The sequence below is a fragment of the Nocardia suismassiliense genome, assembly GCF_900269665.1.
Classification (GTDB): Bacteria; Actinomycetota; Actinomycetes; order Mycobacteriales; family Mycobacteriaceae; genus Nocardia; species Nocardia suismassiliense.
The window spans coordinates 3,324,631-3,350,587 of the sequence record NZ_LT985361.1; the positions used below are offsets into that span (position 1 = coordinate 3,324,631).

Consider the following 25,957-nt stretch of genomic DNA (forward strand, 5'->3'; position numbering starts at 1 on the left):
GATAGGAGACCGAGATGGATAACGAGCCAGGCAAGGCGACGGTGGACGTGGATCAGCTGATCCAGTTGTTCACCGGTGTACTCCAGCAGTACCGGCAACCCGACAGCCCCGAGACGAACACGCTCCACGACGGCAACGACTTGACGCTGTCGATCTTCTCGGAGCTGCAGTACGCGTTGCAATCACGCAATCTCTCGTCCAAAGGGCCGGTGGCGCAGGCGCTGCCCGCGCAGGTGGATGTGCATCGCAAGATGCTGTTCTTCAAGCGGAGGCTGCCGCGGTATGCGGAGCGGGTCGTGGTCATCCACCGCGGCAACCTCGCCCCCGAGGTGCACTACGTCTACGACCAGGAGAACAGAGACGGCGGCAACGGCGGCGATTGCGATACACCGACGACGTTCGATCTCGAGTATCCCCAGGATGCGATCGCGGTGCAGATCCAGGACTGCCATGAGCGGATCCGGCTCGTGAGCTTCGTGACGTTCGCGCCGATCGACACCGGTGGCGGTTCCCGAGTCGCCGCGAACACCGTTTCGCCGCAAGCAATTTAAGGAAGGCAGCGCCATGTTCCGACAGTTGGCTACCAAGCTCCCCCCGCTCACCGGCTCGCTCACGCCGGCCGACGCGGTCTTCACATTCCATCCCGAGCAGTTGAGCCGATGGCTGGACGAGGTCTGGGCGCAAGGCGGAATCAGCAGCTGGCCCAAGGTCTTCAATCAGACCCAGGTACCGCTCGGCGACCCGGCCGCCGTCCGGATGACGCAGCTCCCGGACAACCTGATCAGGGAATCGTTCAAGTCCGGTGTGCACGGACCGACCACGGGGACGCCGCCGTTCACTCCGCCGCTGGGTTACAACCCGACCACCGACCCGCAGGTGGTGCCGCTCTGGGACCACATGTTCTACGCCTACCTGGTGGAGAGCACCGGCGTCGTCGAGATCTTCGCGGAAGTGGTGCGGCGCTATGTCGTCGGTGAAACACTGCCCGCGCCCTCGGTGGAGACCATGACCTGGGTCCGGGCCACCGAAGAACTGTTCTTCCGTGATCCGCCGCTGTTCCGGGTGGGCGGGCTGACCAGTCAGCTGCGGCCGGACGCCCGGGTGAACCGGCGAAATGCCTACTGGCGCATGTTCGGACTCGACCTGCCCCATCCCGCACCCGGTGCCGACAGTCAGGCCTGGAAGCGAGACACGGGCGCCGCGAGCAACATTCGGTTCATCGAGATCTGGAACGAACTGCTGCGTCAGATCTGGCTCGGTATCGAGAACGAGCGCAACACCTCCGGCTCGAATCCGACCGACGCCAGCTACATCGGCTACCTGTGCCAGACCCTCGCGGAGATGCTGCGGCTGCGCCGCCTCGGCGGGATGCTGTCGCGCGAAGAGTTCAGCTACTCCTGCCTGCTGAACTGGTTCCACCTCACCGTCGACTACGAAAGCGCGGTGGTGCGCGACCTCAGCGCGAATGCGGGCATCGCGGGCGGCAATCCCGCCGACCGCCTCGCCACCGTCGGTGCCAGGGTCGGCGTCGCACCCTCTCGGCAGGCGCGTGAGCTCTTCGAACTCGCGTCCCTGGTATCACCCCTGCTGTGGGCGATCGAGCTCGGTGTGTTCGACACGCAGCCGCAAGCCGAGCTGCTCTACCGCTCCACCGGGGTGCCGGGGCCCGGACCCGCGCAGACGATGAACCGAATTATCGATCTGTGGCAGTCGGCGACGGGAGAGCGGGTCAAGGACCTCGCCGTCACCATGCGCCGCAGCACGAACCAGGTCCGTTCCGCGCAACCGGCGAAACTGCTGCCCGCAGGCGTGCTTTCCGGCGCCACCGCACCGGCGGCCCCGGTGACGAACGGACATCGACGAGTCGCCCCTCGGCTCTGAGCCGTTGGGACGCCGAGTCGTTCGCCACCGCGCGATTACGAGGGAGCCTGATATGAGTACCGTTGCCGAATCGTCGATCTTCGCCTCGCCCGAGTCGACGCCTGATCCCGGCGGGTGGCCCACTCGCGAAGATGTGTTCGCCGAGGATGTGGGTGACCCGGAGGCCGGCGAGAGCTTCACCTACGGAGCCACTTACGGCCAGGAGGACGGGGATCTCGAAGCCGAGAATGAGGTGGCCTACTTCGAGGATGCTGCTGACCGAGCGGCTGACAACGAGGATGCGGGCTACGAGTCTGCCGGGTACGAAGCGGCTGACTCCGAGGATGCTGAGCCGGAAGCTGCGGACTCCGAGTACGGCGGGTACGAAGCCAGCGGTTACGAGACCACTGATCCCGAATCCGCCGGCTACGAGTACGCCGGGTACGAAGCCTCGGGCTACGAGGACGCTGAGCCCGAAGCCGCGAGCTACGGGTACGCCGGGTATGAGGCGGCCGACTATGAGAACGCTGAACCCGCAGCCTCGGGCTACGAGAACGCCGACTACGAAGCCTCGGGCGACGAGTCTGCCGCATATGGAGCCGCGGGCTACGAGTCTGCCGGATACGAAGCCGCTGACTCCGAGGATGCCGACTATGAAGTCGGCGGCTATGAGGAGGCCGACTACGAGGACGCGGACTACGAGGACGCGGACTACGAGAACGCGGACTACGAGAATGCCGACTACGCGGAAGCCGATTACGAGAACGCCGACTACGAGGACCCCCCACCGACCCCGGTGACGCCCGGCCGGTTGATCGTCAAACGTCATCCGCTGCTCCGCACCCACGCGGGCACCCCACCGGACCTGCTCGTCGAGTGGAACGGCATGGTCGAACCCTCGGTCGTCGATGTCGTCGTCCACCTGCACGGCTACGCCGGACAGGGTGCGGCCATGAACATCGTGAAGCACAAGAAGCCCATCAGCGGACTGGATTTCACCGATCCGGCCAAGCCGTCGGTCGTCGGGCGCACCATCCCGACGCTGCTGATCCTGCCGCGCGGCCACCACCAGCCGAAGGGCAATCCGGCGCGCTACACGTTCCCCGCACTCACCAAACCTGGTGCGCTGCAACGATTGATCGACGACGCCCTGGCTAGGTTCGGTGCCGCGACCGGGACCACCGTGCGCCGCAACCGATTGATCCTGACCGCGCACTCCGGCGGGGGCGCGGCACTGATGGCCATTCTCGGCCACACCGATCCCGACGAGGTGCACACCTTCGACGCGTTGTACAACGACCCGAAGGCACTGATCACCTGGGCGCGCAAGCGTATGGCGGCGGGCACGGGTGCGTTGCGTGTGCTGTATCGCCCAGGTGAGGGCACTGCGCGGGCGAGCAAGCAGGTCGCCGCGGCGGTCCGGGGTGCCGCTTCGCCGAACTTCCGAGTAGAGCGAACACGAGTGCCGCACAACGATATTCCCCGTCGCTTCGGCTGGCAGCTGTTGGCCGACGCCTCCGCCGACTTGCGCGGGGGAGTACTGCCCGGCGAGAGCAGCGATGAGCTGTGGACTCCGCAGGAGGGCGACGGCGAGTACTGGGGCGAAACCTCTTGGGAAGCAGACGATTACCTCGGTGAGTCGCCATCGCACGAGTGCGGCTGCAGGGGCAAGGAAGGCGAGTCGTCCGAAGCGCCGTGCCCGGCGAAACCCTCGCGCCGCAGCCTCGGAAAGTGCAGGCCGGCGCAGGACGACTGCAAGCCGGAGGCCCCGTGGAGCGAGGTGCAGAAGCGGTTCCGCAAGCGTTGCAGCTTGACCACACATCGCCTCGACCCCAAATCGGCGATCGACTGCGCGTGCGCGTTCGGTGATCCCCGCGATGTGGCGATCTTCTCGATGGCGCGCGTGGTGGCCGCGGGTCCGCTCGCGGCACGGCTGTTCGCCCATTTCCTCGGCGCCAGCGGCACCGAGGTCACCATCGACGTCGCCGACATGATCAAGCGGTCGGCCGGCGTGCGCGAGAAGATCCGCAAGTCGATGGCGCGCGGCGGCTCGTCCGGCGTGACCCGGATCGAACAGAGCGAATACCGCGACAGCGAACTGCAATTCGCCTACGGCGCCATCGACTGCGTGCAGTGGCGGGTGCTGCCGCCCGTCGCGAAGGATTGGCGCAAGAAGCTAGGCACCCGGATCGAGATCTCGATGCTCGACTACTACGAATTCCATCCCGCCAGGCCGGGCGTGAGCCAATGCGCGCACGCGGCATGCGTGGAACTCGTGGCGCGCGGACAGGCGAAGAACTTCTGGACCAGCGGAAGCGCCGTGGTAACCCTGGCCGACCTCGGGGCGCGCGCCCCCGCACCGGCACCCGCGCGGCCGAGAGAACGCCGCACCCGGGTCTACCAGAACACCTACTGACGCGATCGGAGGCGGAGTCATGACGACCTATGCCGAGTGGCCTGTCCGCGAAAACTATCCGGGCACTGCCGAATACGACCACGAGGCGGACTCCGAGGACATCGATGCCGAGGACTTCGGTGACGAGGTGGTCGACGAGGCCGAGGAGTCCGGTGCGGTCGAACAGCACGAGTTCGACGAAGCCTTCGCCGAGGCCTTCTTCGAAGCCGAGGCCTTCCCCTCCGGACTGGTGCTCACTGCGCGGCCCGGCCCGTCCGCCGCCGGTCAAGAGCATTGGGATCCGAACAACACCGGTCTCCCGCTCTATGACACCGGCCCGGAGGTACGCAAGAAGAAGCTGGCGCCGAACTTTACCGTCGGTGAACTCGTCAGCAGCGGTGGACGACCCGCCGATCGGGCACGTATCTCGCCTGCCCTCGTGCGCTGCCTACAGGCCATCCGCGAGCGCGCGGGGCGACCGGTGAAGATCAGCTCGGGCTACCGCTCCTGGGCGAGCAACGTGGCCGTTTACCGCGCTCGCGGGAAGAAACCGACGCTCAGCAGGCATTGCAGCGGGCAAGCCGCCGACATCACCATTGCCGGGCTCACCGGGCTGCAGATCGCCGAACTCGCGATCGACGCCTGTGGCAATGACATTGCCCTCGGTATCGGTGGGAATTTCGCGCACATCGACGTGCGGGGGCGGCCGGACACCTGGACCTATATGTCGGGCAAAGCCAATGCCGCCGCGCTCGCGCACGTTCGGCAGTATCGCCGAAACCGCGGTACGCCAACGCCAAAGCCCGTCCCCACGCCAAAGCCCGTCCCGACGCCCACACCAACGCCGACTCGGACGCCCGATCGCGCCGCGGGCATCGTCCGTCGCGGCACCTTCACTAAATGCACGACGGGCGAGCAGCCCGGAGCACGGGCAATGGCCGATCAGTGGAAGCGGTTGACCGGGCGGAAGGCCGGCACATTCAACTGCCGTTCCACCACATTCGGTACCCCGTCACTCCACGGCGAGGGCCGGGCGATCGATCTGTACGCGAACGCGGCGGACCCGGCGCAGCGCGCGCAGGTGGACGCTTACCTCGCGTGGCTGCAGGCCAACGCGGTGGAACTGCAAGTGGCATACATCATCTGGAATCGCAGGCAGTGGGGTTGGCAGTTCCGCGCCAACGGGTGGCGGCCCTACGGGGGTAGCAATCCGCACACCGACCACATCCACGTCGATCTCAGCTGGGAAGGCGCACGGACGCCGAGTCCACTGTTCGCCGGGCCGGTTCCAGGTCTCGGCGGGAATGCCGCACCGACGCCGACACCGACCCCCGTGCCGAAACCGAAGCCGGCCGGTCGCATCCCAGCACACGTCGTCGAGTTCGTGCGGAAGTACCGTCCGCACGCGCAAACGAACGAAACCCGCAGTCGCATCCCCTGGCTGGTCACCCTCGGCCAGGCCGCGCTCGAAACCGGCTGGGGCGCAAAAGCCTGCGGAAACAACTTCTTCGGCATCAAGGCGGCGACGAGCGTGCCGGAGTCGCAGCGCAGGCTCTGCACCACCACCGAGGTGCACGCCACCCCGAACGTGCGGAGCTACCCCGAGGTCATCTCCGTGACGCCGCGCCCGGACGGCCGCTACACCTACGTCGTGAAGGCCTGGTTCCGCGCCTTCGCTTCGCCGGCAGCGTCGTTCGACGGCCACGCTCGCGTACTGCTCGCGCCGCGCTACGCCAAGGCCTTCGCGTACACCGCCGACCCCTACGCCTTCGCCCGCGAAGTCGCCGCGGCCGGCTACGCCACCGAACCCAGCTATGCCGCGACGTTGACCGGCGTCATGCGGCTGATCGAGAAGGTGCCGTAGACCCGATGCGGTAACCGGAACTCATGCGGCCGCAGCGGTCTCGTGGACCGACCGCCACATGTACCCGTGGTCGGTCCTGAGCAGTATCGCGGTGACCAGCCGACGAGTCCGGTTGTCGCCCAACCGGTTCTCGGCGACGAACCGGACGGTGACAATGCTGCCGCTCTGCGCGATCTCCTCGATACCGGTGATCGCGATATCGAATCCCGGCTGCGCATTACGCGCCGACCACACCCCCGCCAGCAGCGTGTCCCGATCGATCACCTGCCCGACCGTGGTCACCGACGAAAACTTCTCGTCCAGCGCATTGGCGAACCGGTCGAACACCTTCGGTGGCGCATTCGAGCCCATCCACTCGGCAAGGTCCGAGTGCAGGGCCTCGATCACATCGGCCAGGTCGGGTTGTGCAGGCATCGCGGCAATCTCGGTCTCAGCGGGCCCGGCCGGGCCCATCCCGAAGATCATATCCAGGCCGGCCAGACCCCGGGCCGACCCGCCCTTCGGCGTCCTGGTTCATTGCCAAGGCGAAATGAGTAGCCCGCCAATAGGATCATCGAGTGGTGGGAGATGAATCAAGAAGTGGACTGACCAACCGACGCGCGGTCATCGTCGGCTCCGCAGCGGCCGTTGCGGGAGTCGGGGTGGGGGTGGGTGTCGGAAGGCTCACCGAGGCGGACGAGGATCCGTCCACAGCGGAAAGCTCGTTCACGGTCGTCGATCGGCGCGGCACGCAGCGTTTCCTGCTGGCGACGAAGAAACCGCCGATCATTCTGGGCGGCAAGACCTATCCCGCGCAGACACGGGGCGGTCCGGACGAATGCTCGGCGCTGGTGTTCAACGACGAGAACGGTGATGAGAAGGGCGGCATCGTCGCCGCCAGTGACGGGGCACTGGTCGCGCTCGACTATCCCAACGGCGACGCCATCCACTTGCAGACCAGCTGGCAGGACAAAGCGGGTGGTGCCGCGCTGGTCATCACGCACATCGGGGATCCGACGACGCCGATCGAGGAGGCGAAACATCCGCTGGCAGTGCAACTTTCCGCCGATACCGAGGAGGGTACCGCTCTGACACTGTGTGATCCACAAGGGCGGCCGCGGATCAAGTTGCGGGTCGCGATGGACGGTACGCCGTCCATCGCGATTCTCGACGAGCATGGCGGAGTTGTCAGAGAGCTCTGAGGTCGAGGGAGTGCCGCCGGTGGTCCGGTCCGGTGGCACTCCCGTTCGGTATCGGAATGTCAGGCAGTGCAATTCTTTTGGGCGTCGATGCGGACTTTGCGACCGGTGAACTCTTCGAGAATGGCGATGTTCTCGGGGGCGTAGTTCTTCGCGGTGATCTTATCGGCGTCGGGGCTGCCGAGCTTGCTGCCGTAGGGGGCGGATTTCTCCAGCCAATAGGCGGTGCGCAGGAATTGGGTGAGTACGAGGTCGCGGAGCTTGGGCTCGTTCTTGATCTTTGCCCAGTAGTCGGCGTGCTTGCTCTTGGCTACGCGCAAGTACAGCAGCAGATAACGGAGATTGGTGGCGGCGATATCCCTGGAGTTGCTGGCACCGATTCCCTTGATGTATTCCTGCACCACGGTGGCGGCGGGCAAGCCCATCAGGCCGGCGTTCAACTCCGCGGTCACCCCTTGCATACGATAGTTACCCTGCTCGCGATCGCGCAGATAGATACCGTCCATGTCGTCGCTGAGCTTGTCCGTGATCAACGGCAGGATCTCTTTGCGTGGGAAGCCGCCGTGCAGCGGGATGGCCGTCATCTGCTGCGAGGCGTTGATCCAGGACGCGGTGTACTTGTCCCATTCGGTGCGTGACCCGTCCAGGTCCCACATGTGGGTCTCCTCGTGGATCGCCACCATCATCGACTCGGCGAACGCTTCGAAGCTGCTCGTTTCCACGAACTGATTCCAGTACGGGTCCTTGGCCTGGGCGATCGCCAACTTCTCGCCGCTCGGCCAGCGGCGCTTGTACATGGCCTGCAGGGTCGGCATCCAATTCGACCGGGAGAAGCGGGCTTTGAGGTCGCTGATATCGGCTTGGGGCGTGTTGGGCTCTTCGTAACAGAACGGTGCGGCGGCCACCGGGTCGGCGTTGTCGATGCTCGGTGCCGGCACTGCCTCCGCCACCGAGCCGGTCCCGAGCGACAGGATCAAGCAGGCGGTGACTATGGGTAAAAGACGTTTGCGGTTCACGGGGTGCCTCGCTTCGGAGGGGATGTGCAGGGGGCAATGTGCTGAACAGTCAGACGAACCCGTGACCGGTGGACGCTGGGGAATTTGCTATGTGCTCGCAGTGAGCGGAGCGTCGCAGGGTATGGCCGAGCGAAAACCGAGAACTGCTGTGCGAGAGTGTTTCCCAGCTGACGGCCGTGGGGTACGCCGTCATTTCTGAACAACTTTGTGAATAGTGACACGAAACACGCGCCCCGGATCTCCCCAGTGGAAGTGGGGAGGTTTCGCAAAATTTCCGGGCGAAATAGGCGGCGGCACAGACTATCCGGATCAGTGATCTGGCTCACCCGGTGTCACAAGGATCGAGCGCCCGGTGTCTTGTGGCCGAACCTGTGAAAACGAAGGAGAACCCATGAACCTCGCACTGTGGATCGCCGCCGGACTGCTCGCCGCGGTTGCCCTCGGCGGCGGCATCATCAAGACGGTCGTGCCGAAGGAGAAACTGGCCGCGACCTCCGGCGGGGAATGGACCGAGGACTTCGGCGCCGGGTTCATCAAGGCGCTCGGCGTCCTCGAAATCCTGGCCGCGGTCGGACTGATCCTGCCCGCCGCGCTCGATATCGTGCCGGTCCTGGTACCGGTCACCGCCGTCTGCTGGGTGGTGCTGATGATCGGCGCGATGATCGTTCATCTGCGCCACGGTGGTGTCAAGTTCGCGGTGGTGAATCTGCTCTATATCGCGCTTGCGGTGTTCATCGCGTGGGGCCGCTTCGGTCCCCATTCCTTCACCGCCTGAACGATTCCCGCCGCCGAAGTCGTCGGTCTGCCGGCCCGGAGACCGAACATGGGTGCCGCCATGCAAGATCGAGCGAGGGCCGACGGCAGCCCGTAATCACCGAATTCGGGCAGCCCAACGGCCCCGCACTCGTGACCGCGAGTGCGGGGCCTCCGACGGGGCAGGACTCAGTTCAGACCGGTGACGTCCTGGGCGATCGCAGCGAGCCGCGTCTGGGCGGCCGAGACGACACCATGCCGGTTCTTGTTCGTTTCCTCGTACGCGATGACCGCGCGTACGTCGGCGGGGTCGGTCAGTTCCTTGATCGCCGCGACCGCCTGGCTGACGTTCAAATCGTCGTAGTCGCCGATCGGCAGCTCACGAGATTCGAGGACGCCGGTGGCGGTGCGGAACGAATGCAAGGCGTCGGCGGTGCCGTCCGCACCCTCGCGCCGGGTGACCTGCTCGGCGGTTTCCAGGGCGGCGTCGCGCGAGGCGGTGAGGGTTTTCACCGCGACATCGCCCACGCGCGCACCCCGGGCGAGCAGCTCGCTGAGCGCGGGCGGGGTGGAGCGGAAGGTGTCCAGTGCACGGTCCAGTCCGCGCGCGGACCAGGTGACCGGGATGGTGGCCAGCTTGACGATGGTGCCGCTGGCCGCCTGAAGCGGGGTGCGGCGCAGTGCCGCCGGCCCGCCGAGAGCCTCCTCGGCCAGCACGGTGCTCAGCCAGTCCACGGTCGCCGAGTGCGCGGTGATCAACCGCTCCGCCAGCGCCACCACATCGGGCCGCTGGGCGGTGGTCGCGAGGGCCTTGATGTAGCGGGCGCGGTCGAGGATCTGATGCTCGAGGGTGAGGTCGCCGAGCAGGGCCTCGTCGAACGGCTGGGCTTGTTCACCCACGGCCTTGACCGCGGCGGCGGCCCGGCCGATGAACGGCCCGATCAGCGCGGGCACACCGCCGAGTTCACGGATGGCGGACTCGATGGCCTCGGTGCGGGCGCGGGCGTTGTCGGCGTTCTCGGACAACTCGCGGCGCACCGCCTCCGTTCGCGCCTGCGCGATACGGGTCTCCGCGACCTGGATTTCGGTGTTGGTCAGATCGCGGACGGCGCGCAGCTGCGCCAGCAAGGTAGTGATGTCGCGTGTGCTCATGTGGAATCGCGTCCTTCGATATCGACGTCGGGTCGGCGCAAATCGCACCGTTCCGTGGGTACCCGACACACGCGACCAAAACATTGCGCTGCAAGTGATTTCGACCGCACAGCCCCGATAACCGCTGCTCACCGCGTCAGCAAACCGACGGCAGTTGTTCGTCGCCGACCGCCCGGCAAGCCACGCGCAAGTACCGGAAATACCGCACTGCGCCGGGAATTTTCGGCGACTTCCGCTGGACTCCGCACCGCGGCAAACGGTTAGGCGAAGATCAGCTCACCGATCGTCGCGCACTCTCGGCACAAATCATTTCGTCCATAGGGGTCAGCCGAGTGCGTGTTCGGTGACCGAGGACGTGAGGTTGGTGCCATTGAGGTCCATGTACAGGGAGCGTTCGGTGATCGACAGGGTCGCGGTGTTGCGACGGTCAACGGCGGCGACGGCGGCGTCGATGAAGTCGCGCTCGAAGCTGTAGAGGGGGATGGCTTCGGCGCGATGGATGCGTTTGCCCGCGAGTTGAGCCAGCACCTTGGCCGGGTCGCGATGGGTGTAGACGGCGGCGCGGCCAGCGAGTTTACTGCCGCGGTGCAGGCGTTCCGCGTCGGGCGCGCCGACCTCGATCCAGGCGGTGAGCCGGCCGGTGAGGTCGCGCACCAGCACCGCGGGCTCGTCGGTGGACGAGACGCCACCCTCGCTGAAGGCGATGCCGTCCTGGTATTCGAGGCAGTAGGCGAGCAGTCGGGTCACCATGAACTCGGCGGTTTCGGACGGGTGGCGCGCGATCCGCAACTCCAGGTCCTGGTACACGTCGCGATCGACGTCGGCCAGTTGGACGGCGAAGTTGTGCAGTGTTGCGGGAAGGGCCATAAGCCCAGGAGCTTAGGTGAACCCCGCCGGCCGCCCGGTCGGCGGCGCGGGTCAGGGGATGAACCGGGTATCCGGATGGCGCGGATCGTTCCCGTCGAACAGGTCGCTGGGGAGGCCTTTCAGGTGCAGGTCGAAGAAGGCGGCGATGTAGTCCTGCTGCGCACTCACCGACCGGGCCGGATGGATGGTGCCGACTTCGCGCTGCCGGGTTTCCGGCGACAGCAGGCTGGCACACTGCGGCACCGCCACCTGCAAATCGGTGAAGCTGTTGTGCGCGGCGCCGTCGAAGTGCAGATCCCGTTTCCAGCCATGCTGATTGGTCCAGAACTCGCGCCAGCTCGGATCCATGTCGTCTACGTGCGAGTGCTCGAACTCGCGCTTGGTCTCCGGGTGCACACCGTCGGCGCCGACCAGCATGAACGGCCGATCCACGCCGTGGCGCACGATCTCGCCGAGCTTGCCGACGCCCATGCTGCCGTCCAGGTTGATCCCCGCGCCGATGCGTGGATCGCGGAACATCGCCTCGCCCGCCGTGTAGCCGCCCAGCGAATGACCGAACATGCCCACCTTCGACAGGTCGAGCGCCTCCGCCAACCCTGCTGGCAGCGCGCGGTTTTCGGCGTCCGGATTCGCGCCTCCGGCCAGGCGGGTCAGCTGGTCGAGCACGAACCCGGTGTCGGCCACCCGCGCGTCGATCGAGGTCGCGAGGTACTGCGGATCCGGCTTGGCATCGCTGGCGAGCACCCGGCCGTCGGGGAATTCGACCACTTTCGCGTCGTAGGTGTGGGAGATGGATACGACGACGTAGCCGTGGCTGGCCAGATCGTCGGTGCGGACCGAGTTGAGCTCGCGCACCACGCCGAACCCGTGCGAGAACAGCACGACCGGCCAGGCGCCGCCGGTGCGGTCCACCTCGACCCCCGTGCTCGCCTGGCGCTTGGTGCCACCCCAATCGACCGCACCCGGCGACAGGCCGAGCATCGGTGCGTCCGAAGCGAGCCGGTCGACCGCGTCCGCCACGGCACGCGACATCCACGGTGCGCGGTCGCCGGTGTGCTGCGCCGGGTAGGTCACGGTGACCATCAACTCCCGCTTGTCGGCCGGATGCCACGGATCCTGGCGCGAGTCCACCAGATGCAGGTCGACGGTGCCGACCGGGTAGCGGCCGCTGAGCGGCGGCAGGGTGATCTTCGCCGCCGTACCGGTCGACTCGGGTGCGGTCTGCTCGCAGGCGGTCAGCGCGATGGTTGCGGCCAGCGCCGCGGCCAGGGCCAGCGCGCAACCGCGCAATGTGAACACTTTGTGGGTCCTCCTCGACGGTCGGCTCGACGTCATGATGGCAAAGGTTCCGTTGCGCGCGCGTCAGCCCGACGGCCGAGTCGGCGTACCCCGAGATGTGTAGGGGTATACCCCGAACGGTCTATTTCTCTCGCCGGGGACCCCGGCGCTGTCACGAGCGCGACCCGATGCCGCGTCGGGTCCGAATGCTCGCCAGCCTAGGGTCTGTCGCAAAGTCCCATCCGGCGCCTCCGGGGGCTGGATCGCCGCCTGGCCGCGTTGTCGTCGTCGCCGATACAAACCCGGTATCGGCAACTCCTCCGCCTTGCCAGGCGGCGATCCAGCCCCCGGATGCATCCGTCCGGACTTTGCGACAGACCCTAGACTTGTCGATCGAGAGGAAAGGACAGTCGATGAAGCGAAACCTGAACTGCCCCTGCGGAGAAGCCATCGTCGGGACCGACGAGGACGACCTGGTGGCCAAGACGCAGGCCCATCTGGCCGAGAATCATCCCGGGCACGAGTACTCGCGCGACGAGATCTTGTTCATCGCTTACTGATTCGCCGAGCAGGCGGTCCCGCTCAGTTGCGCGGCCAGCTCACCGGATCCGGCAGGCACAGGCTCGCCGAGCGGGTGGTCGGCACCGGTCCGCTGCCTGCGGGGAAGGCCCACTGGGAGATCGGGCCCGCCGCCTTCCAATGCAGCGCACCCCCGTCGGAAACCACCTCGTACACCGACTCGCTACCACCGACGAGCTGGGTGCCCACGCAATAGTCGTTGTATTCGGTGCCCGGCTGCTGAGCTCCGGCGCTGAACGTCCCTGCCGGATCGGTGCGAGCGCCGGGGTTGGCCACGGTGCCCGGCGTGCCACGGGCCGCCCCGCGAACCCAGCGCGGCGCACCGAGTTGATCTGTCGCACAGGTGAAAGCGCGGTCACCGGCCACGACGGTCGTGCCCTGCGCGTGGCCGGTGCCTGCCCACAGGCAGTCGGCGGCGGGGGTGGCAGCGGCGGCTGCGGGTCCGGCGGCGGCACTGCCGGTCGCCGCGCCGACCAGGCCGGCGGTGGCGACCGCAGCCACGGCGAGGGTCAGTCCGCCGCGCAGTCGAGTGAATGTGGGACGCATGCGGTGCTGGGCGGATGCGTGGAGAGCGAGTGAATCCGGTTCGACGTTGAGCATGTCCCGACCATAGAAATCGGCAGTGCGGCACGGCATCACGCCGCAGCGCTATTTCCCGGCGGTACCGGGGAGCTAGGGGTGATTCCGCATCGCGCGGCCGGCCGTCTCAGGGGAGCGATGGGGGTAGTCGCCCGCGAAAACGATTCGGCGGAAGGCGATCCGGCGACCGGCCCAGCACGCCGTTGACGTGTCCGATCAGGCCAGCGCGCAGTGGTGTCACAAGGAGGCCGCCTGGGAGCCGCGCGGCCGGGCGCCGGAAACCGGCACGAAGTCGGCAACAGAACTTCTGCCACCGGCGCACCGAACGCCGGCCCCTATATCACCGAAACATGCACTGCTATATGGAATCTCGTACAGTGGACAGACCTGCGATTTTCGTCCGTCGCGCTGCTGGGAGGGGGGTCCGATGATAGGATGGATCGGACACGAGGGATGTTCGGGCAGATGAGTTCCTCGGGTGAAATCGTTCGGAACAAGGCGGAACCCGCCTTGTTCTTCGTGTGCGAGAGGGGCCTTGAACACGAACTCCGCATTGGTGTGCCCGCGGCACGAGGTGTAGGTCGAGCGGTTATTCCTGGGATAGGGAATACCGCCGGTTCATTGTGTCCCGATTCGAATGGTTCAGGATTCTCTGTGTTGTCGGCGCGGCGACCGGAGTGGTCATCGTGTTCAGAATTATTGTCGCCGCGACGCCGGGGGTGGTCATCGTGTGCAGAAAATCGGTTTCACCATATATGGTGGCGTACAAGGATGTCCGTTGTCGGCTTCTTCGCCGAGGTAGAAGTCCAACTCTCGAGCGTATCCACGCCGACGCCCGTTCCGGGCTGGAACTGGTAGTTTCCGAAATGTTTCCGGAAGTCGGCGAACCGGGCCGCGAGGTTAACACCATTCACAAATAACGCCGCGAATCACGCTGGCGTTCCGCAGATTGCGAATGCAGGGGCGTTTCGACACCGTATCGTTGCTGGAACTCTGCCAATGTGAAATATTGCTGTCCGCGCTAGTTAGTCACCGCAGACACGGCACAGCGACGTGCCTTCCGCATCGATTCGTCCCGGCTTGTTGTGGCGGTTCGGATCGGTACTGGCGGCGGGGCGAAGTGTGCTACGGAATGATCTCGGCTTCGACGCAGGAGTACCGCCGTGAGTGAACACAGGTTGAACGTGGACGACGATGCGAGAGTCGGAGTTGCCGACGTAGTCATCGAGATTCCTATCGAGTCGATAGACATCAGTGGCGCACTGCGTGTGCGTGCTGAAGACTCTGCACATACCCAGGTGCTGGCAGCGACGGAGGCGGAACTGCCGCCGATCCTGGTCCACCGAGAAACCATGCGGCTGATCGACGGTGTGCACCGTCTGAAAGCCGCGAAATTGAAGGGGGCCAACGTCATCCGGGCACAGTTCTTCGACGGCACCGAGGAAGAGGCGTTCGTGCTCGCCGTCCAGGCCAATATCGCCCACGGCCTGCCGCTCTCGATCCTCGATCGCAAGGCCGCCTCCCTGCGCATCATGCGGATGTACCCGCTGTGGTCGGACCGCAAGGTCGCCGAGGTGGCGGGGCTGGACCACAAGACGGTCGGTGCGGTGCGCAGGCAGTCATCTGGGGATGTTCCCCAGACGAGGCATCGATTAGGCCGCGACGGCCGGATGCGCCGAGTGCGCCGTCCGGACGTCGAACACCAGCGCCGTAAAAAGTCCTGCGACGGTACCGAGGGTGCGCCGATGACACCCGATCCGGCACCGCCGGAGCGGGTTTGCCCCTCCTCGGTATTGCAGAGCCTGCGCCGCGATCCGTCGCTGCGGCTCACCGAGACGGGCCGGACGGTATTGCGCTGGCTGGACGCCAGTCCGCGCACGCCGACGCAGTCGCTCGATCTGGCGGATCGGATCCCGGAACACTGCCTGAATCTCGTGCTCGATATGGCTCGGCAGAACGCGGCCAACTGGCAGGACTTCGCCACCCGAATCGGCGATCGGCTGCAGGCGAAATGATGGTGCATTTTACCTCGGGATACGGTGCGTGACTTGCGAATCGACATTTATCCGCAGGTCACGCACCGGCGATCCTTCGGCGCCGCGATACCGCTCGCCGAGTCGGCGCGGTCGGCATCGAACGTTATTCGGTACGGAGCGCCGGTGCGCACCCGTGCCGGGTCGAACGCGGCGCCGGAGATCCAGCGGATGACGCCGTCGCGCAGGAGTGTCCGCGCGGCGTCAACCGCGCTCGATGACACGGTATTTCGGCGCATTTGCGCCGAAAGCAGCGCTGCCCGAGCGCAAGTGCGGTACACGGCATCGAATAGTGCTATCGGGCAACTTAATCAACTCGTGATACGAACTCCCCAGTAACTCCCCAGTCGAATCCAGCGCCCACGGTGTGGTTCTACTTGAATATGAATTACCCACATCGAAGGGCGGCTCGCGTCAGTGCTACCGCGGTGTTCGTTTTAGCGGCAACGGTTTTCACAACCAGTTCCGGTGCCTTCGCCCAGCCATCGTCAACCACGCCGACAACCACTCCTTCGACGTCGGCCCCCACGACTCCACCGTCACCGTCCGGCCCGACCACGACGATCGAGCCCACCACGACGACGACAGAACCGACCACGACGATCGAGCCGACGACGACCTACTCGTCCACCACGACCGATCCGACGACGACCACCACTACCGCGCCGACGTCGACCACCAGTCCGTCGACCACCATCGCGCCGTCGACCACCGGCCCCTCGACGACCACCAGCCCCTCGCCGACTACGGCTCCCGGCATTTTCGATCTCCCCACCATCCCGAAGAACGTGTTCACCGATCCCGACGGCATCGCCATGCAGGTGATCTTCAAGAACCCGCTGCCGAAGCCGGCGGGCGTGCCGTCCGAGGCGCAGGCGATCGCGCAGGCCCAGGCGCCGAGCATGCAACGGGTCTTCGGCGCCGAATCGATCGGCAACCTGGTCGTGGACAAGGCGTCCCCGGTCGGCCGAGGCGCCACCGTCGAGCTGCGGCAGGAAATCGACGCGGTGCCGGTCTACGGCGCGAAGGTGGCGCAGTCACTGGCCGCCGACGGCTCGCTCGTCTCGGCGAGTGGCGCGCTGTCGCAGCAGACGCAGGGCAAGTACCCGACCGGCGCCACCACACCGCCCGCGACGGTGGCGGACACCGCGGTGCGCGCGCTGGCTCAGGAGACCAAGCAGCCGCGCGGCAAGTTCGCCGTCTTCGCGACGGCCGCCATGTGGTACGACCCGAAGTTGGCCGCCAAGGACGGGGCCTCCAGCGTGGCGGTGCCCGCCTACAAGGTCGCGATCAAACGCGCAGGCACGCAAGGTGATCAATCCGCGCAGTGGGTCCTGTTCATCGATGCCAACAACACCGGCCGGGTGCTGGACAGCTGGCACGAAACCGGGGCGAAGCCCGAGGGCAGACCCCGTCGCTGAACGGTGCCGCACAGCAGCTCGTCACCTCCCGAGGGTTGGGCGCCCAGTAGGTCGCGGTGCGCCGGCAGTACCTGCGGATTGCCGAGTCGGCTTTTCCCGCAGTCGATTACAGATCCGATCGAGCATCGCCATGGCCGAGGTCCGCCGGATCGCCTAGAAAAGGTTGGCTCCCATGAGAATTCACCACTGGCGAGAGACACACGTCCCGGCCGCGTTGAGATCGCGTCCGGTTGCCGTGTCGGCCTTGGCCCTCGCATTGAGCCTCACCGCGGGCGTCGCCGCGGTGGCCGCTCCGCCGCCGGATACGCCCAACGGGTCGGCCGCCGGCGCGGCCGACCCGACCCCGGGCTCCGACGGTCTGGGCGATCCGTACTACCCGAAGGACGGCAACGGCGGCTACGACGCGACCCACTACGACGTCGCCATCGACTACAACCCGCCGACCCACAACCTCAAGGGCAAGGCCACGATCACGGCGAAGGCGACCCAGAACCTGTCCCGGTTCAACCTCGACTACGCCGGTCCCGCAGTCGGATCCGTCGCCGTCAACGGTCAGCCCGCCCGCTTCCAGAAGTCCGGCGAGCACGAGCTCGTGGTGACCCCGGCGGCGGCACTGCCGCTGGGGCAGCCGTTCACCGTCGTCGTCGACTACGCGGGCACCGTGCCGGACACCAAGGGCAACGGCTGGACCTACTCGCCGTCCGGTGGCGCCTTCGCGGCGGGTGAACCGCATTCGGCGACAACGTGGTACCCGCTCAACGACACACCGCTGGACAAGGTGACCTTCACCGTCAAGGCCACCGTGCCCACCGGTTGGGATGTGGCCTCGAACGGGGTCCGCGCATCCGATGTCCCCGTGGGCACCGGAAAGCACACCGTCACTTGGGAGGCCAAGGACCCGATCATCGGGTACCTGACGACCATCGCGATCGACAAGTTCACGCGCCTGACGCAGCGGGCCGGGAATACGCCGTTGGAGAGCTTCTTCGCACCGGGTGGCGCCCAGCAGAAACGGGAGCTGGAGAAGAAGCTGCCCGGCGTGATCGCCTTCGCCGAACAGCTGTACGGCCCGTATCCGCTCGAATCCGGCGGCGGCATCTACGTGGACACCAATCTGCAATTCTCGCTGGAGACCCAGACACGGCCGATCTACGCGCCGTGGACGGACCTGAACACGGTGATCCATGAGAACGCCCATCAGTGGTGGGGCGATTCGGTGTCGATCAAGGACTGGCGCGACATCTGCTTGAACGAATGCTTCGCCAGCTACACCGCCGACATCCTCTACCCGGAGCGGGTGCAAGGCCGTAACGCCGACCAGCTCTACCGGCGGGCGCTAGCGAGCGCCGACCAGCAGGGCGTCTGGTCGACACCGCTCTACGATCCCGGCAAGGGCAAGGAGTTCACCACCGTGTACTCCCGCGGCCCACTGTTCCTGCACGCCTTGCGCCGCAACATCGGCGACGACGTATTCCTCACCGCCGTCCGCGATTTCGCGCAGAAGCACAAGAACGGCAACACGTCGATCCCCGAGTTCCGTCAGTTCATCCAGTCCCGCACCACCAAGAAGCTGGACGGGTTCTTCGATGCTTGGCTCAACGGAAGGAAGCGGCCCGCCAGTGAATACCTCTACCCCGGCAGTCTCAACAACCAGAACATGCAGGGTAGCCCGGACGAGCGGGATATCGAGCCGTGGCCGTTCGGGCGCGGGGACCGGAAATGACGGCAGCCTCGCTGACCCGGGCGCTGCAGCAGCGCATGCTGTCTGTCGTCGCTGCGGCCACTATCGCACCGTTCATCGTGGCCGCCCTGCACGCGGCACCGGCTGACGCGTACGGCTACCTCTCCGCGCCGGCCAGCCGCCAGGTGCAATGTGCGCAAAGTCTGTTGCCGTGTGGCCCGGTCAAGTACGAGCCGCAGAACGTGCAGGGGCCACCGGGACAACGCAGTTGCAGCGGCGGTGACGGGCGCTGGGCGGATCTGGACGACGACAGCAAGCCGTGGCAGGTGCACCACACCAGCAGCACGGTGACGTTCACCTGGACGCTCACCGCCTTGCACCGGACCCACAATTACGAGTACTGGATCGGCGATACGCGGGTTGCAGTGATCGATGGCAAGAACCAGCCACCGAGCGGGCGGGCCGTCACCCACACGGTGAACCTCGGCACCTTCACCGGGCCGCAGAAGCTGCTCGGCATCTGGAACGTCGCGGACACACCCAGCGCGTTCTACTCGTGCGTGGATCTGCACATCGGTACCGGCACCGTGACGCCGGTCGGTATCAAGGGCGTCAGCAAGAAGCGGGCGCAGATAGTGGCCTGACGAGCGTGTCGGTGGACCGTCGCAGGGGGCTGCGACGGTCCACTGTCGTGCGCAGGCGCACCCGGCAGCGCGACCGCCGGGTTACCGTGGGGGCTGTGTCGACGGATGTTGGAGGCTTTGTGCGGACCATCGCTCGTGTGTTGCTCGTCCTGCTGGTGCTCGTGGGTGGCGCGGCATCGCTGGTGCCTGCGGCGGTCGGTGCGCCCGCGGTGCACATCGACGACGTCACGGCGGGCAAGATCGACGCGTTGCTGGCGTCGCGCGCGGGCGCTGGGCCGAGCAAAGGCGAGCTCGTCGAGTTGCTGTCGCGCCCGTTCCCCGGCACGCCGTACGGCGCCGACATGCTCGTCGGCTCGGTGACCCAGCCCGAGCAACTCGTCATCGACTTCCGCCGCGTGGACTGCTTCACCTACCTCGACTACGTCGAAGCGCTCAGCAGGTCCACCGACCGTGATCAGTTCGTCGCGAATCTGGTCGACACCCGTTATGCCGAGGGGCGCATCGACTTCCGGCAGCGCAAGCATTTCTTCAGCGACTGGGTGAGCACGCCGCGGATCGCCGCCACCGACATCACCGGTGCGTTGAGTACCGCTGCGGTCACCGTCGCCAAGCACTTGAACGCCAAGGCCGATGGCGGAAACTATCTGCCCGGGTTGCCGGTGGTCGATCGGGCCGTGACCTACCTGCCCAGCGCGGCGGTGGACGACAACGTCATCGGTGGTCTGCGCACCGGCGACTACCTCGGGGCCTACACCGATCAGCCGGGGTTGGACGTCACGCATGTCGGGATCCTCGTGAAAACCGCCGACGGTCCGGTCTTCCGGAACGCGTCCTCGCTCGCGGCGAACAACAAGGTGGTCGACTCACCCTTGGCCGAATATCTGCGGTCGGTTCCAGGGATCGTCGTCTACCGCGCTCAGTAGCGCTGTGGCCGAGTCGCCGACGGGCTCGCCTTCCCCAACGGAATGGTGATCACCGCCGACGGCGCCACCCGGGCGGCCGTGACGGCGTCTGCCCCGCGACGGTGGCGATCCGCGACGGCCTTCGGGTAGCGTGAGCGACCTCCGGTCGGGGGCTGGAGCCACGGCAATATCCGTGCGTCACAGACACTTTCGTGTCGCAACTTTCGAGGTACACATGCTGAAGACAGTGGTCGCCACCGCAATGGCGGCGGTCGGAATCACGATGGGGGCCGGGGCCGCCAACGCATTCACTCCGCAAGACGAGCTGAAGTTCTTCCTGATGGACCATCAGGATTGGTCACCGGATTTCAAGCAGGACGATGTCGATTCGTCGCGTCTGATCTGCGGAATTCTGGACGACGGGGTACCCGGCGACAAAGCCAGGCTCATTGCCATCGATCGCCGCTATCCCTCGATCGGTGTGGGACATCTGGGTGTCACCGACACCGAAGTAAGCGTCCTCATCTACTGCCCGCAACACCTGCTGGCTTCCTAACGCGGACTTGCCATGCAACGGCCCGAGATATTCTCGGGCCGTTGGTCTTTCGCCAGCGCCTGTGCTCAGCCGTGGACCGGGAAGTTGGCGCGGATGACACCGGCCGGGTCGCGGTCCTGCTTGATCTGCCGCAGCCGCGCCAGCGTCTCTGGGTCGAAAGCCGCTGAGGCCGACTCGCCGGGGGCCAGGAAGGTGTACGGCTTGGCTCCGGTGATGTGGGTGCCGAGCGCGCCGAGGATGTCGGTGAACCTGGTCCGGATGTCGTCGAGCAGATGCGGCAGTCCGAGCCCGAGCATGTATAGCGCGTAGGGCTCGGTGATGGGTCCGCGCGCGCCGCCGTCGGGCCGTGTTTCCGCCAATGCGCCTCCGAGACCGCGGATTTGGATGTTGAGCAAGGGCGCTACGGGGGCGTCGATGAGGGTCTTGATCACTGCGTCGTCGAGGTCGGTGAGCAGTTCGCCGCGGGAGAGGGACGGGCTCGGATCGGTGGGTTCGGCGGTGATCTGGCCGATCTGGGCCGGTGTCAGGACGCCTCGGGTGTCGGCGAGTACGCCGTCGATCGTGTCGAGGCGCGCGGTGAGTGCCCGGCCCTCCTCGGCGTCGCCGAGGTAGGCGAAATCGATGGCAACGGTGGGTGCGGCACCGGGAATCTGGTAGCGCTGCAACCACACCGACAGTTCCCGGGGTGCCTCGGTGGTGAGCTCGGTGAAGAGGTCGAAGGCCTCGCGGGTGCGGTCGGCCGACCACATCACCCGGCCGCCGTACAGCTGCGGCAGCGGGAACAGGTCGAACTCGATCTCGGTGACGATCGCGAAATCGCCACCGCCGCCACGCAATGCCCAGAACAGCTCCGGGTCCGAATCGGCGGTGACGCGCTGCTGACGGCCGGTGGCGTCGACAATGCGCAACGCGCGCACGGCGTCCGCCGCCCAGCCGTATTTGCGTGCGAACCAGCCGAATCCGCCGCCGAGCGTGTACCCGGTGATGCCGACCACGGGATTGCTACCGGCTAGCCCGGTGAGACCGTGTGCGGCGGCCGCGGCCTGCACCGCACCCCACTGCACGCCGGTGCCGACCCGCGCCACCCGCTGTCCGGCATCGATCTCGAGGTGGTTCAGGGCACCGGTCCGCACCAGAATCGACTCGTCGATATCCCCGGTGGCGCCGTGCCCGGTGGGTTGGGTCACCACTCGCCGGCCCGAAACACCGGCGTATTGCAGCACTTTCGCGATGTCCTGCGCGTCGGCGACCTCGACCACCGCGGCCACCGACTGCGCCACCGCCACGTTCCACGGCCGGGCTGCCGCCTCGAACGCCGAATCTTCCGGTAGCACAACGCTTCCGCGGGTTACGGCGCGCAATTCCTCGATACCCATGACTGCTGTCCTCATTCGCTCTTGTTGCCTCGTCATTGCTACCTGGATGACGACGTAGGGCGAGCAAGTGTGACACAGCGGATGAAGCGTCCGATCCGACTCAATCGTGGTCGGGGAGACGGACGATATGCGGGATGCCGACGGGGTTGCTGATCCAGTGGGCGTTCATGGTCGAGGGGAGTGGTTCCAGCTCGTCCTGCACCGGGACTCCGTGGGCGGCGAGGTGCTCGGTGGCGCGGTCGACGTCGTCGGTGAACAGTTCCAGCCAGAGGTCGGCGCGGGCATAGTTGTCGACCCGGTCGAGCCACAGGGTGACGGGCCCGAACTGGATTGCCGCGCTCTGGATGACGCCCTCGGCGACGGCTTCGCCACTGTTGTCGGTGACATCCATGCCGAGTGTGTCGCGGTAGAAAGCGACGGTCCGGTCGAACTGTGCTTTGGGAAGTTTCATGGCGATGTTGTGTCCGCCGCGGAAGGTGGGGGCCATGGTTCGGTGCTCCTAGGTCTGATCGAGGTGGTCGCGGAGCGCGTTCAGGCGTCCGTCCCAGCTGTGGGCGAGTGCGGCGAGAAAGGACTGAGCCACCGTCATCGGCTGGGTTTGCAGGTGATAATGGATCCGGCGTCGCTCGCCCGGTTCGGCGTGGACGAGTCCGGCCTCGGTCAGCAGGGTCAGGTGTTTGGCGATCGCCTGTCGCGAGATCGGCAGCCGGTCGGCCAGGTCGGTCGCCGTCGCCGGCCCGTGCGCGGCGAGTTCGGCGAGGATGCCGCGGCGCGTCGGGTCGGCCAGCGCGGTGAATACCGCCTGCGCTATCAGCTCGGCGTCGGGATGGTCAGGCCGCGGCATCGAGATACCCGGCGAGTTCGGCCAGTTCCGTCGCCCATCCCTTGACGTTGCCTTCGTAGGCCTCGGTCAGGTCGTCGGGCAGTTGCGCGAAGCCGGTTTCCACCACCGTGAGCCGGGTGCCGGTGGGCGTCGGTCGCAGGGTGAATTCCACCTGTGTGCGGCGTGGATCGCTGGGCGGTAGTCCTTCGATCGGCCAGGTGAATACGAACCTGCTGTGCGGATCGACGAGCTGGATCTGCAGGGTGTATGGACCGTCCTCATGCCACCACACCCGCACTGTGCCGCCGGGGCGCAGGTCATCGATTTCGGCGCGGGAACCGAACCAGCTTCCGAGGCCTTCGGAGGTGGTCAGGGCATGCCACACCTTCTCGGGTGGGTGCGGTAGTTCGAGATCGCGCTCGATGCGATCGGGTACGGGCAACGGAGCCTCCATGTATAGCAACCAATTGGTTGCAATAGAGTATCGCAACCGGTTGGTTGCGACAAGAGGGCCTTTGGTGACCGAGCTGATGCTCGGCATCTTCGAGTGGGCTCGGCGGCGCTGGTTGGCTCGTTCTACCTCGCGGGATGTCCTGGGCTGCAGTGCGTCTCGTCGATTGGCCCTGTTCAGCGGTGAGGTGTGGGTGTTCGGGGGACGCCCGCAGCGCGCAACTTTGCGGGTTGGCTCAGTCGAGCGTCGGGCCGTCAGCGCTGCGTGCGTACTGTCCGGGCGTCGTGCCGAGGATGCGTTTGAAGTGCCGGATCAGGTGCGGCTGGTCGTGAAAGCCGGTGGCGGCGGCCACATCTCGGGCGGGCATGCCGCTCAGCAGCAATGGACGGGCGCGATCGACCCGGCGCGAGATCAGGTACTGGTGCGGTGGCATCCCGAACTCGCGGCTGAATGCGCGGATGAGGTGGGTGGGGTCAGCGTGCAGTCGGGCCGCGGCCTCGGTGAGCGAAATGCCTTCTGTGGTACGGGAATCGATCAGTTCCCGCAGGCGGTGAGCCAACCCTGGATCTCGGCGTCGAGACGACGGATCGTTGCCGCGGAGCAGGTCGCCGAGACGGTCGTTGACTAGCGCGAGGCGGCTGGCGGCCTCCAACTCGTCGCCGGGATGCGCGAGTGTCGCGTGCAGCTGGCGGATACGGCGGTGCAGCAGCGGGTCGGTGAAGGTGGGAGTGTCTACCGCACAACCGATCATCGCCTCGGACAGCTGGGCGCTGTCGAGGTACAGCACACGCTTGCGAAACCCCTGCGCGGTCGCGGCCTGGCCGTTGTGCGGAACGTGCGGCGGAAGCAGCGAGACCACCGAGCCGAGGACGCCGTGCTCGTGCCGGTCGAGGTTGTAGCGGATCACCCCGTCGTCGACGATCAGCAGCGTCCAGAAATCGTGGGCGTGCATGGGGTAGACGTGCCCGACGAAACGGGCATGAAAGACCTCGACGATGCCGGGTACCCGAGGCTGCCAGGCCCTGATCTGCTCGACCGAGCTGCCGGCAACCATGCCAGGATCGTACAAGCCTCGGCGGGCCCGGCGGCGGAAGAGTCGTCGGCATGGAGAACATGCGATTCGACACCAAGATCGGGGTACTGCTGCGCGAGGACCTACAGACCTGGCAGCGGCTCAACGTGACGGCATTTCTGGTCAGCGGTCTGGGCACGGCGCAACCGGAGGTGATCGGGGAAGCGTACGAGGACGCGGATGCAACCCTCTACCTGCCGATGTTCCGCCAGCCCGTACTCGTCTTCGAGGGCGGCAAAGAGGTGCTGCGCGGCGCGCACAGCAAGGCCCTGGCCCGCGGCCTGCGCACCGCGGTGTTCACCTCCGACCTGTTCACCACCGGAAACGACCGGGACAATCGCGCTGCGGTGCGCGCGGTCGGCACCGATCACCTCGACCTCGTCGGAACCGCCGTGTACGGTCCGCGCAACGTGGTGGACAAGACGCTCAAAGGTTCACGAATGCATCCGTGAACCGGAGGAGATGGCCGAAGCACGGCGTGGCAGTGGCAGTGGACTGCCATGTACGACAAGAACTTTGGCAGTCTGCGGCAGTGATGTTTGCGCTAGCGTTGCGGGCGGAGTTACCGAACACATGGGAGGGCATCACTGTGCTACGCAAAATGATCTTCACCACTGTTGCCGCTGCGGCCGGCTTGGCTTTGCTCGCGGGCCCGGCCGAAGCCAGGCCGGACTGGGCTAACTACTGGCACAAGTACCCCACGGCGAAGCAGTGCGAAGAAGAACGCCGATTGACCGAGGCCAGAGGAACCCGAGTGAGCGACCGCTGCGACCCTGACGGCGGCGGCAGCTACCAGTACTGGACGTAGCATCCGGCCCGATCGCGATAGTTGATCGACTCCCGTGCCGACGTGGGCCTATCACGTTGGCACGGGAGTTTGCCGTAAGTGGCCTGGGTTCACTGCGCGGCCGGCAGCCGAGGTCGCGCAGTCGCCTCCTGGTCGGAAGGGCAATTACGGGAATCGGTCCGGACGGTGGGCGGCCCCGAATTACCATCGAAGTCGATTTTCTCGCGGCATTGGATGGTCAGGAGGTCGGCCGATGTTCGGTACGAGGTGCGCGCTGGTCGCGATCACGGGGGTGGCGACGACGATGCTGTGCTCGACATCGGCGAGCGCCGGTCCCGAGAACGAGTTCATCACGTTGAATTCCGTGCTCACGGCGTCGCTCGACGGCCTGCAGGCCACCGGCACCTATCGGTGTGAAGCCGGTATCGGCTATCTCGACGTCACCGCACAGATGGATACCAACGGCAGCGGCACGATCCAGCTCACCAGCTCCCCGCCCGGAGTGATTCTGCAATGCACAGATCGGGTCGAGCGCTGGTCCGTTCTGCTGAAGCCGACCAACGGGCTGCCGGTGCTCGTGCCCTACACCGAGGGCACCGGTACTGCGCAGTTGAACAGGAAGTATTGGAAGGTCGATTCGGGGCCGGTGGACCTGCACGTCGGTTAATCCGGGCGCCACCCAAGTCGCGC

28 protein-coding genes are annotated in these 25,957 nt (G+C 66.3%); 16 read left to right on the plus strand and 12 right to left on the minus strand.

The features are described 5' to 3' along the window. Positions 1 to 14 precede the first annotated feature (14 nt). Genes DBO33_RS15010 through DBO33_RS15025 form a run of 4 tightly spaced genes read left to right on the plus strand, consistent with a single transcriptional unit; the run spans position 15 to position 6,119 of the window. Positions 15 to 551, plus strand: a complete 537-nt coding sequence (locus tag DBO33_RS15010) for a hypothetical protein (protein WP_107655586.1) — start codon at positions 15 to 17, stop codon at positions 549 to 551. A 13-nt stretch (positions 552 to 564) separates the two neighbouring features. Continuing rightward, complete coding sequence (locus tag DBO33_RS15015; RefSeq protein ID WP_107655587.1) at positions 565 to 1,881, plus strand: hypothetical protein; 1,317 nt, start codon at positions 565 to 567, stop codon at positions 1,879 to 1,881. Positions 1,882 to 1,933: 52 nt separating this feature from the next. Further along, the gene (locus DBO33_RS42795; RefSeq protein ID WP_159080265.1) at positions 1,934 to 4,276 is read left to right on the plus strand and encodes a hypothetical protein; all 2,343 of its coding nucleotides are present in this window, start codon (positions 1,934 to 1,936) and stop codon (positions 4,274 to 4,276) included. A 19-nt stretch (positions 4,277 to 4,295) separates the two neighbouring features. Next, the gene (locus tag DBO33_RS15025; protein ID WP_107655588.1) at positions 4,296 to 6,119 is read left to right on the plus strand and encodes a glucosaminidase domain-containing protein; all 1,824 of its coding nucleotides are present in this window, start codon (positions 4,296 to 4,298) and stop codon (positions 6,117 to 6,119) included. A gap of 21 nt (positions 6,120 to 6,140) precedes the next feature. Here DBO33_RS15025 and DBO33_RS15030 read toward each other — a convergent pair whose 3' ends face one another. After that, positions 6,141 to 6,572: a hypothetical protein gene (locus DBO33_RS15030; RefSeq protein WP_159080266.1), complete on the minus strand. Its 432-nt coding sequence runs from the start codon at positions 6,570 to 6,572 to the stop codon at positions 6,141 to 6,143. Between the two features lie 107 nt (positions 6,573 to 6,679). Here DBO33_RS15030 and DBO33_RS15035 point away from each other — a divergent pair, with 107 nt between their 5' ends. Next, positions 6,680 to 7,300 carry a hypothetical protein gene (locus tag DBO33_RS15035; protein ID WP_159080267.1) on the plus strand — a complete coding sequence of 207 codons (621 nt, stop codon included), beginning with the start codon at positions 6,680 to 6,682 and terminating at the stop codon, positions 7,298 to 7,300. Between the two features lie 59 nt (positions 7,301 to 7,359). Here the strand turns inward: DBO33_RS15035 and DBO33_RS15040 are convergent, their stop codons facing one another. Then, positions 7,360 to 8,313, minus strand: a complete 954-nt coding sequence (locus tag DBO33_RS15040) for a hypothetical protein (protein ID WP_199856622.1) — start codon at positions 8,311 to 8,313, stop codon at positions 7,360 to 7,362. A 391-nt stretch (positions 8,314 to 8,704) separates the two neighbouring features. Here DBO33_RS15040 and DBO33_RS15045 point away from each other — a divergent pair, with 391 nt between their 5' ends. Next, on the plus strand, positions 8,705 to 9,088 hold the full coding sequence (locus DBO33_RS15045; protein WP_107655591.1) for a DoxX family protein: 384 nt from the start codon (positions 8,705 to 8,707) through the stop codon (positions 9,086 to 9,088). A gap of 167 nt (positions 9,089 to 9,255) precedes the next feature. On the opposite strand, the gene DBO33_RS15050 is transcribed toward DBO33_RS15045, so the two are convergent. From DBO33_RS15050 to DBO33_RS15060, 3 genes are all read right to left on the minus strand, one after another. After that, positions 9,256 to 10,218 carry a ferritin-like domain-containing protein gene (locus tag DBO33_RS15050; protein ID WP_107655592.1) on the minus strand — a complete coding sequence of 321 codons (963 nt, stop codon included), beginning with the start codon at positions 10,216 to 10,218 and terminating at the stop codon, positions 9,256 to 9,258. A gap of 324 nt (positions 10,219 to 10,542) precedes the next feature. After that, positions 10,543 to 11,085: a YaeQ family protein gene (locus DBO33_RS15055; protein ID WP_107655593.1), complete on the minus strand. Its 543-nt coding sequence runs from the start codon at positions 11,083 to 11,085 to the stop codon at positions 10,543 to 10,545. Positions 11,086 to 11,136: 51 nt separating this feature from the next. Further along, positions 11,137 to 12,384: an alpha/beta hydrolase family protein gene (locus DBO33_RS15060; protein WP_199856623.1), complete on the minus strand. Its 1,248-nt coding sequence runs from the start codon at positions 12,382 to 12,384 to the stop codon at positions 11,137 to 11,139. A 392-nt stretch (positions 12,385 to 12,776) separates the two neighbouring features. Between DBO33_RS15060 and DBO33_RS15065 the strand changes: the two genes are divergently transcribed. Continuing rightward, positions 12,777 to 12,923 carry a DUF1059 domain-containing protein gene (locus DBO33_RS15065; RefSeq protein WP_107655595.1) on the plus strand — a complete coding sequence of 49 codons (147 nt, stop codon included), beginning with the start codon at positions 12,777 to 12,779 and terminating at the stop codon, positions 12,921 to 12,923. Positions 12,924 to 12,945: 22 nt separating this feature from the next. Here DBO33_RS15065 and DBO33_RS42800 read toward each other — a convergent pair whose 3' ends face one another. Further along, a complete protein-coding gene (locus DBO33_RS42800) occupies positions 12,946 to 13,542 on the minus strand; it encodes a hypothetical protein (protein WP_159080268.1) in 597 nt (198 codons plus the stop codon). A gap of 1,142 nt (positions 13,543 to 14,684) precedes the next feature. On the opposite strand from DBO33_RS42800, the gene DBO33_RS15080 reads away from it, so the two are divergent. After that, the gene (locus DBO33_RS15080; RefSeq protein ID WP_107655598.1) at positions 14,685 to 15,536 is read left to right on the plus strand and encodes a ParB/RepB/Spo0J family partition protein; all 852 of its coding nucleotides are present in this window, start codon (positions 14,685 to 14,687) and stop codon (positions 15,534 to 15,536) included. A 637-nt stretch (positions 15,537 to 16,173) separates the two neighbouring features. Here the strand turns inward: DBO33_RS15080 and DBO33_RS42805 are convergent. Further along, on the minus strand, positions 16,174 to 16,314 hold the full coding sequence (locus tag DBO33_RS42805; protein WP_159080269.1) for a hypothetical protein: 141 nt from the start codon (positions 16,312 to 16,314) through the stop codon (positions 16,174 to 16,176). A gap of 28 nt (positions 16,315 to 16,342) precedes the next feature. Between DBO33_RS42805 and DBO33_RS15095 the strand changes: the two genes are divergently transcribed. The 5 genes from DBO33_RS15095 (at position 16,343) to DBO33_RS15115 (ending at position 20,758) form a co-directional block, all read left to right on the plus strand. After that, the gene (locus tag DBO33_RS15095) at positions 16,343 to 16,975 is read left to right on the plus strand and encodes a hypothetical protein (RefSeq protein ID WP_159080270.1); all 633 of its coding nucleotides are present in this window, start codon (positions 16,343 to 16,345) and stop codon (positions 16,973 to 16,975) included. A 172-nt stretch (positions 16,976 to 17,147) separates the two neighbouring features. Next, a complete protein-coding gene (locus DBO33_RS15100) occupies positions 17,148 to 18,698 on the plus strand; it encodes a M1 family metallopeptidase (RefSeq protein ID WP_107655602.1) in 1,551 nt (516 codons plus the stop codon). Then, positions 18,695 to 19,300, plus strand: a complete 606-nt coding sequence (locus DBO33_RS15105) for a lytic polysaccharide monooxygenase auxiliary activity family 9 protein (RefSeq protein WP_234390850.1) — start codon at positions 18,695 to 18,697, stop codon at positions 19,298 to 19,300. The genes DBO33_RS15100 and DBO33_RS15105 overlap by 4 nt, the downstream gene beginning before the upstream one ends. A gap of 119 nt (positions 19,301 to 19,419) precedes the next feature. Beyond that, positions 19,420 to 20,223, plus strand: coding sequence for a DUF1460 domain-containing protein (locus tag DBO33_RS15110; RefSeq protein ID WP_107655603.1), 804 nt, complete (start codon positions 19,420 to 19,422; stop codon positions 20,221 to 20,223). Positions 20,224 to 20,449: 226 nt separating this feature from the next. Continuing rightward, positions 20,450 to 20,758, plus strand: a complete 309-nt coding sequence (locus DBO33_RS15115; protein ID WP_159080271.1) for a hypothetical protein — start codon at positions 20,450 to 20,452, stop codon at positions 20,756 to 20,758. A 65-nt stretch (positions 20,759 to 20,823) separates the two neighbouring features. On the opposite strand, the gene DBO33_RS15120 is transcribed toward DBO33_RS15115, so the two are convergent. The 5 genes from DBO33_RS15120 to DBO33_RS15140 form a co-directional block, all read right to left on the minus strand. Continuing rightward, entirely contained in the window at positions 20,824 to 22,134 is a 1,311-nt protein-coding gene (locus DBO33_RS15120; RefSeq protein WP_107655605.1) for an FAD-binding oxidoreductase, read from the minus strand. A 100-nt stretch (positions 22,135 to 22,234) separates the two neighbouring features. Then, complete coding sequence (locus DBO33_RS15125; protein WP_107655606.1) at positions 22,235 to 22,621, minus strand: VOC family protein; 387 nt, start codon at positions 22,619 to 22,621, stop codon at positions 22,235 to 22,237. A 12-nt stretch (positions 22,622 to 22,633) separates the two neighbouring features. Continuing rightward, complete coding sequence (locus DBO33_RS15130) at positions 22,634 to 22,978, minus strand: ArsR/SmtB family transcription factor (RefSeq protein WP_107655607.1); 345 nt, start codon at positions 22,976 to 22,978, stop codon at positions 22,634 to 22,636. Then, entirely contained in the window at positions 22,965 to 23,399 is a 435-nt protein-coding gene (locus DBO33_RS15135) for an SRPBCC domain-containing protein (protein ID WP_107660287.1), read from the minus strand. Before DBO33_RS15135 ends, DBO33_RS15130 begins: the two co-directional genes overlap by 14 nt. 244 nt (positions 23,400 to 23,643) lie before the next feature. Then, a complete protein-coding gene (locus DBO33_RS15140) occupies positions 23,644 to 24,462 on the minus strand; it encodes an AraC family transcriptional regulator (RefSeq protein WP_107655608.1) in 819 nt (272 codons plus the stop codon). A 50-nt stretch (positions 24,463 to 24,512) separates the two neighbouring features. On the opposite strand from DBO33_RS15140, the gene DBO33_RS15145 reads away from it, so the two are divergent. The 3 genes from DBO33_RS15145 to DBO33_RS15155 all read left to right on the plus strand — a co-directional run bounded on the left by DBO33_RS15145 (position 24,513) and on the right by DBO33_RS15155 (position 25,934). Beyond that, positions 24,513 to 24,932: a DUF2000 domain-containing protein gene (locus tag DBO33_RS15145; protein WP_107655609.1), complete on the plus strand. Its 420-nt coding sequence runs from the start codon at positions 24,513 to 24,515 to the stop codon at positions 24,930 to 24,932. 80 nt (positions 24,933 to 25,012) lie between these two features. Further along, entirely contained in the window at positions 25,013 to 25,288 is a 276-nt protein-coding gene (locus DBO33_RS15150) for a hypothetical protein (RefSeq protein WP_159080272.1), read from the plus strand. A 232-nt stretch (positions 25,289 to 25,520) separates the two neighbouring features. Continuing rightward, positions 25,521 to 25,934 carry a hypothetical protein gene (locus DBO33_RS15155; protein WP_107655611.1) on the plus strand — a complete coding sequence of 138 codons (414 nt, stop codon included), beginning with the start codon at positions 25,521 to 25,523 and terminating at the stop codon, positions 25,932 to 25,934. Positions 25,935 to 25,957 lie beyond the last annotated feature (23 nt).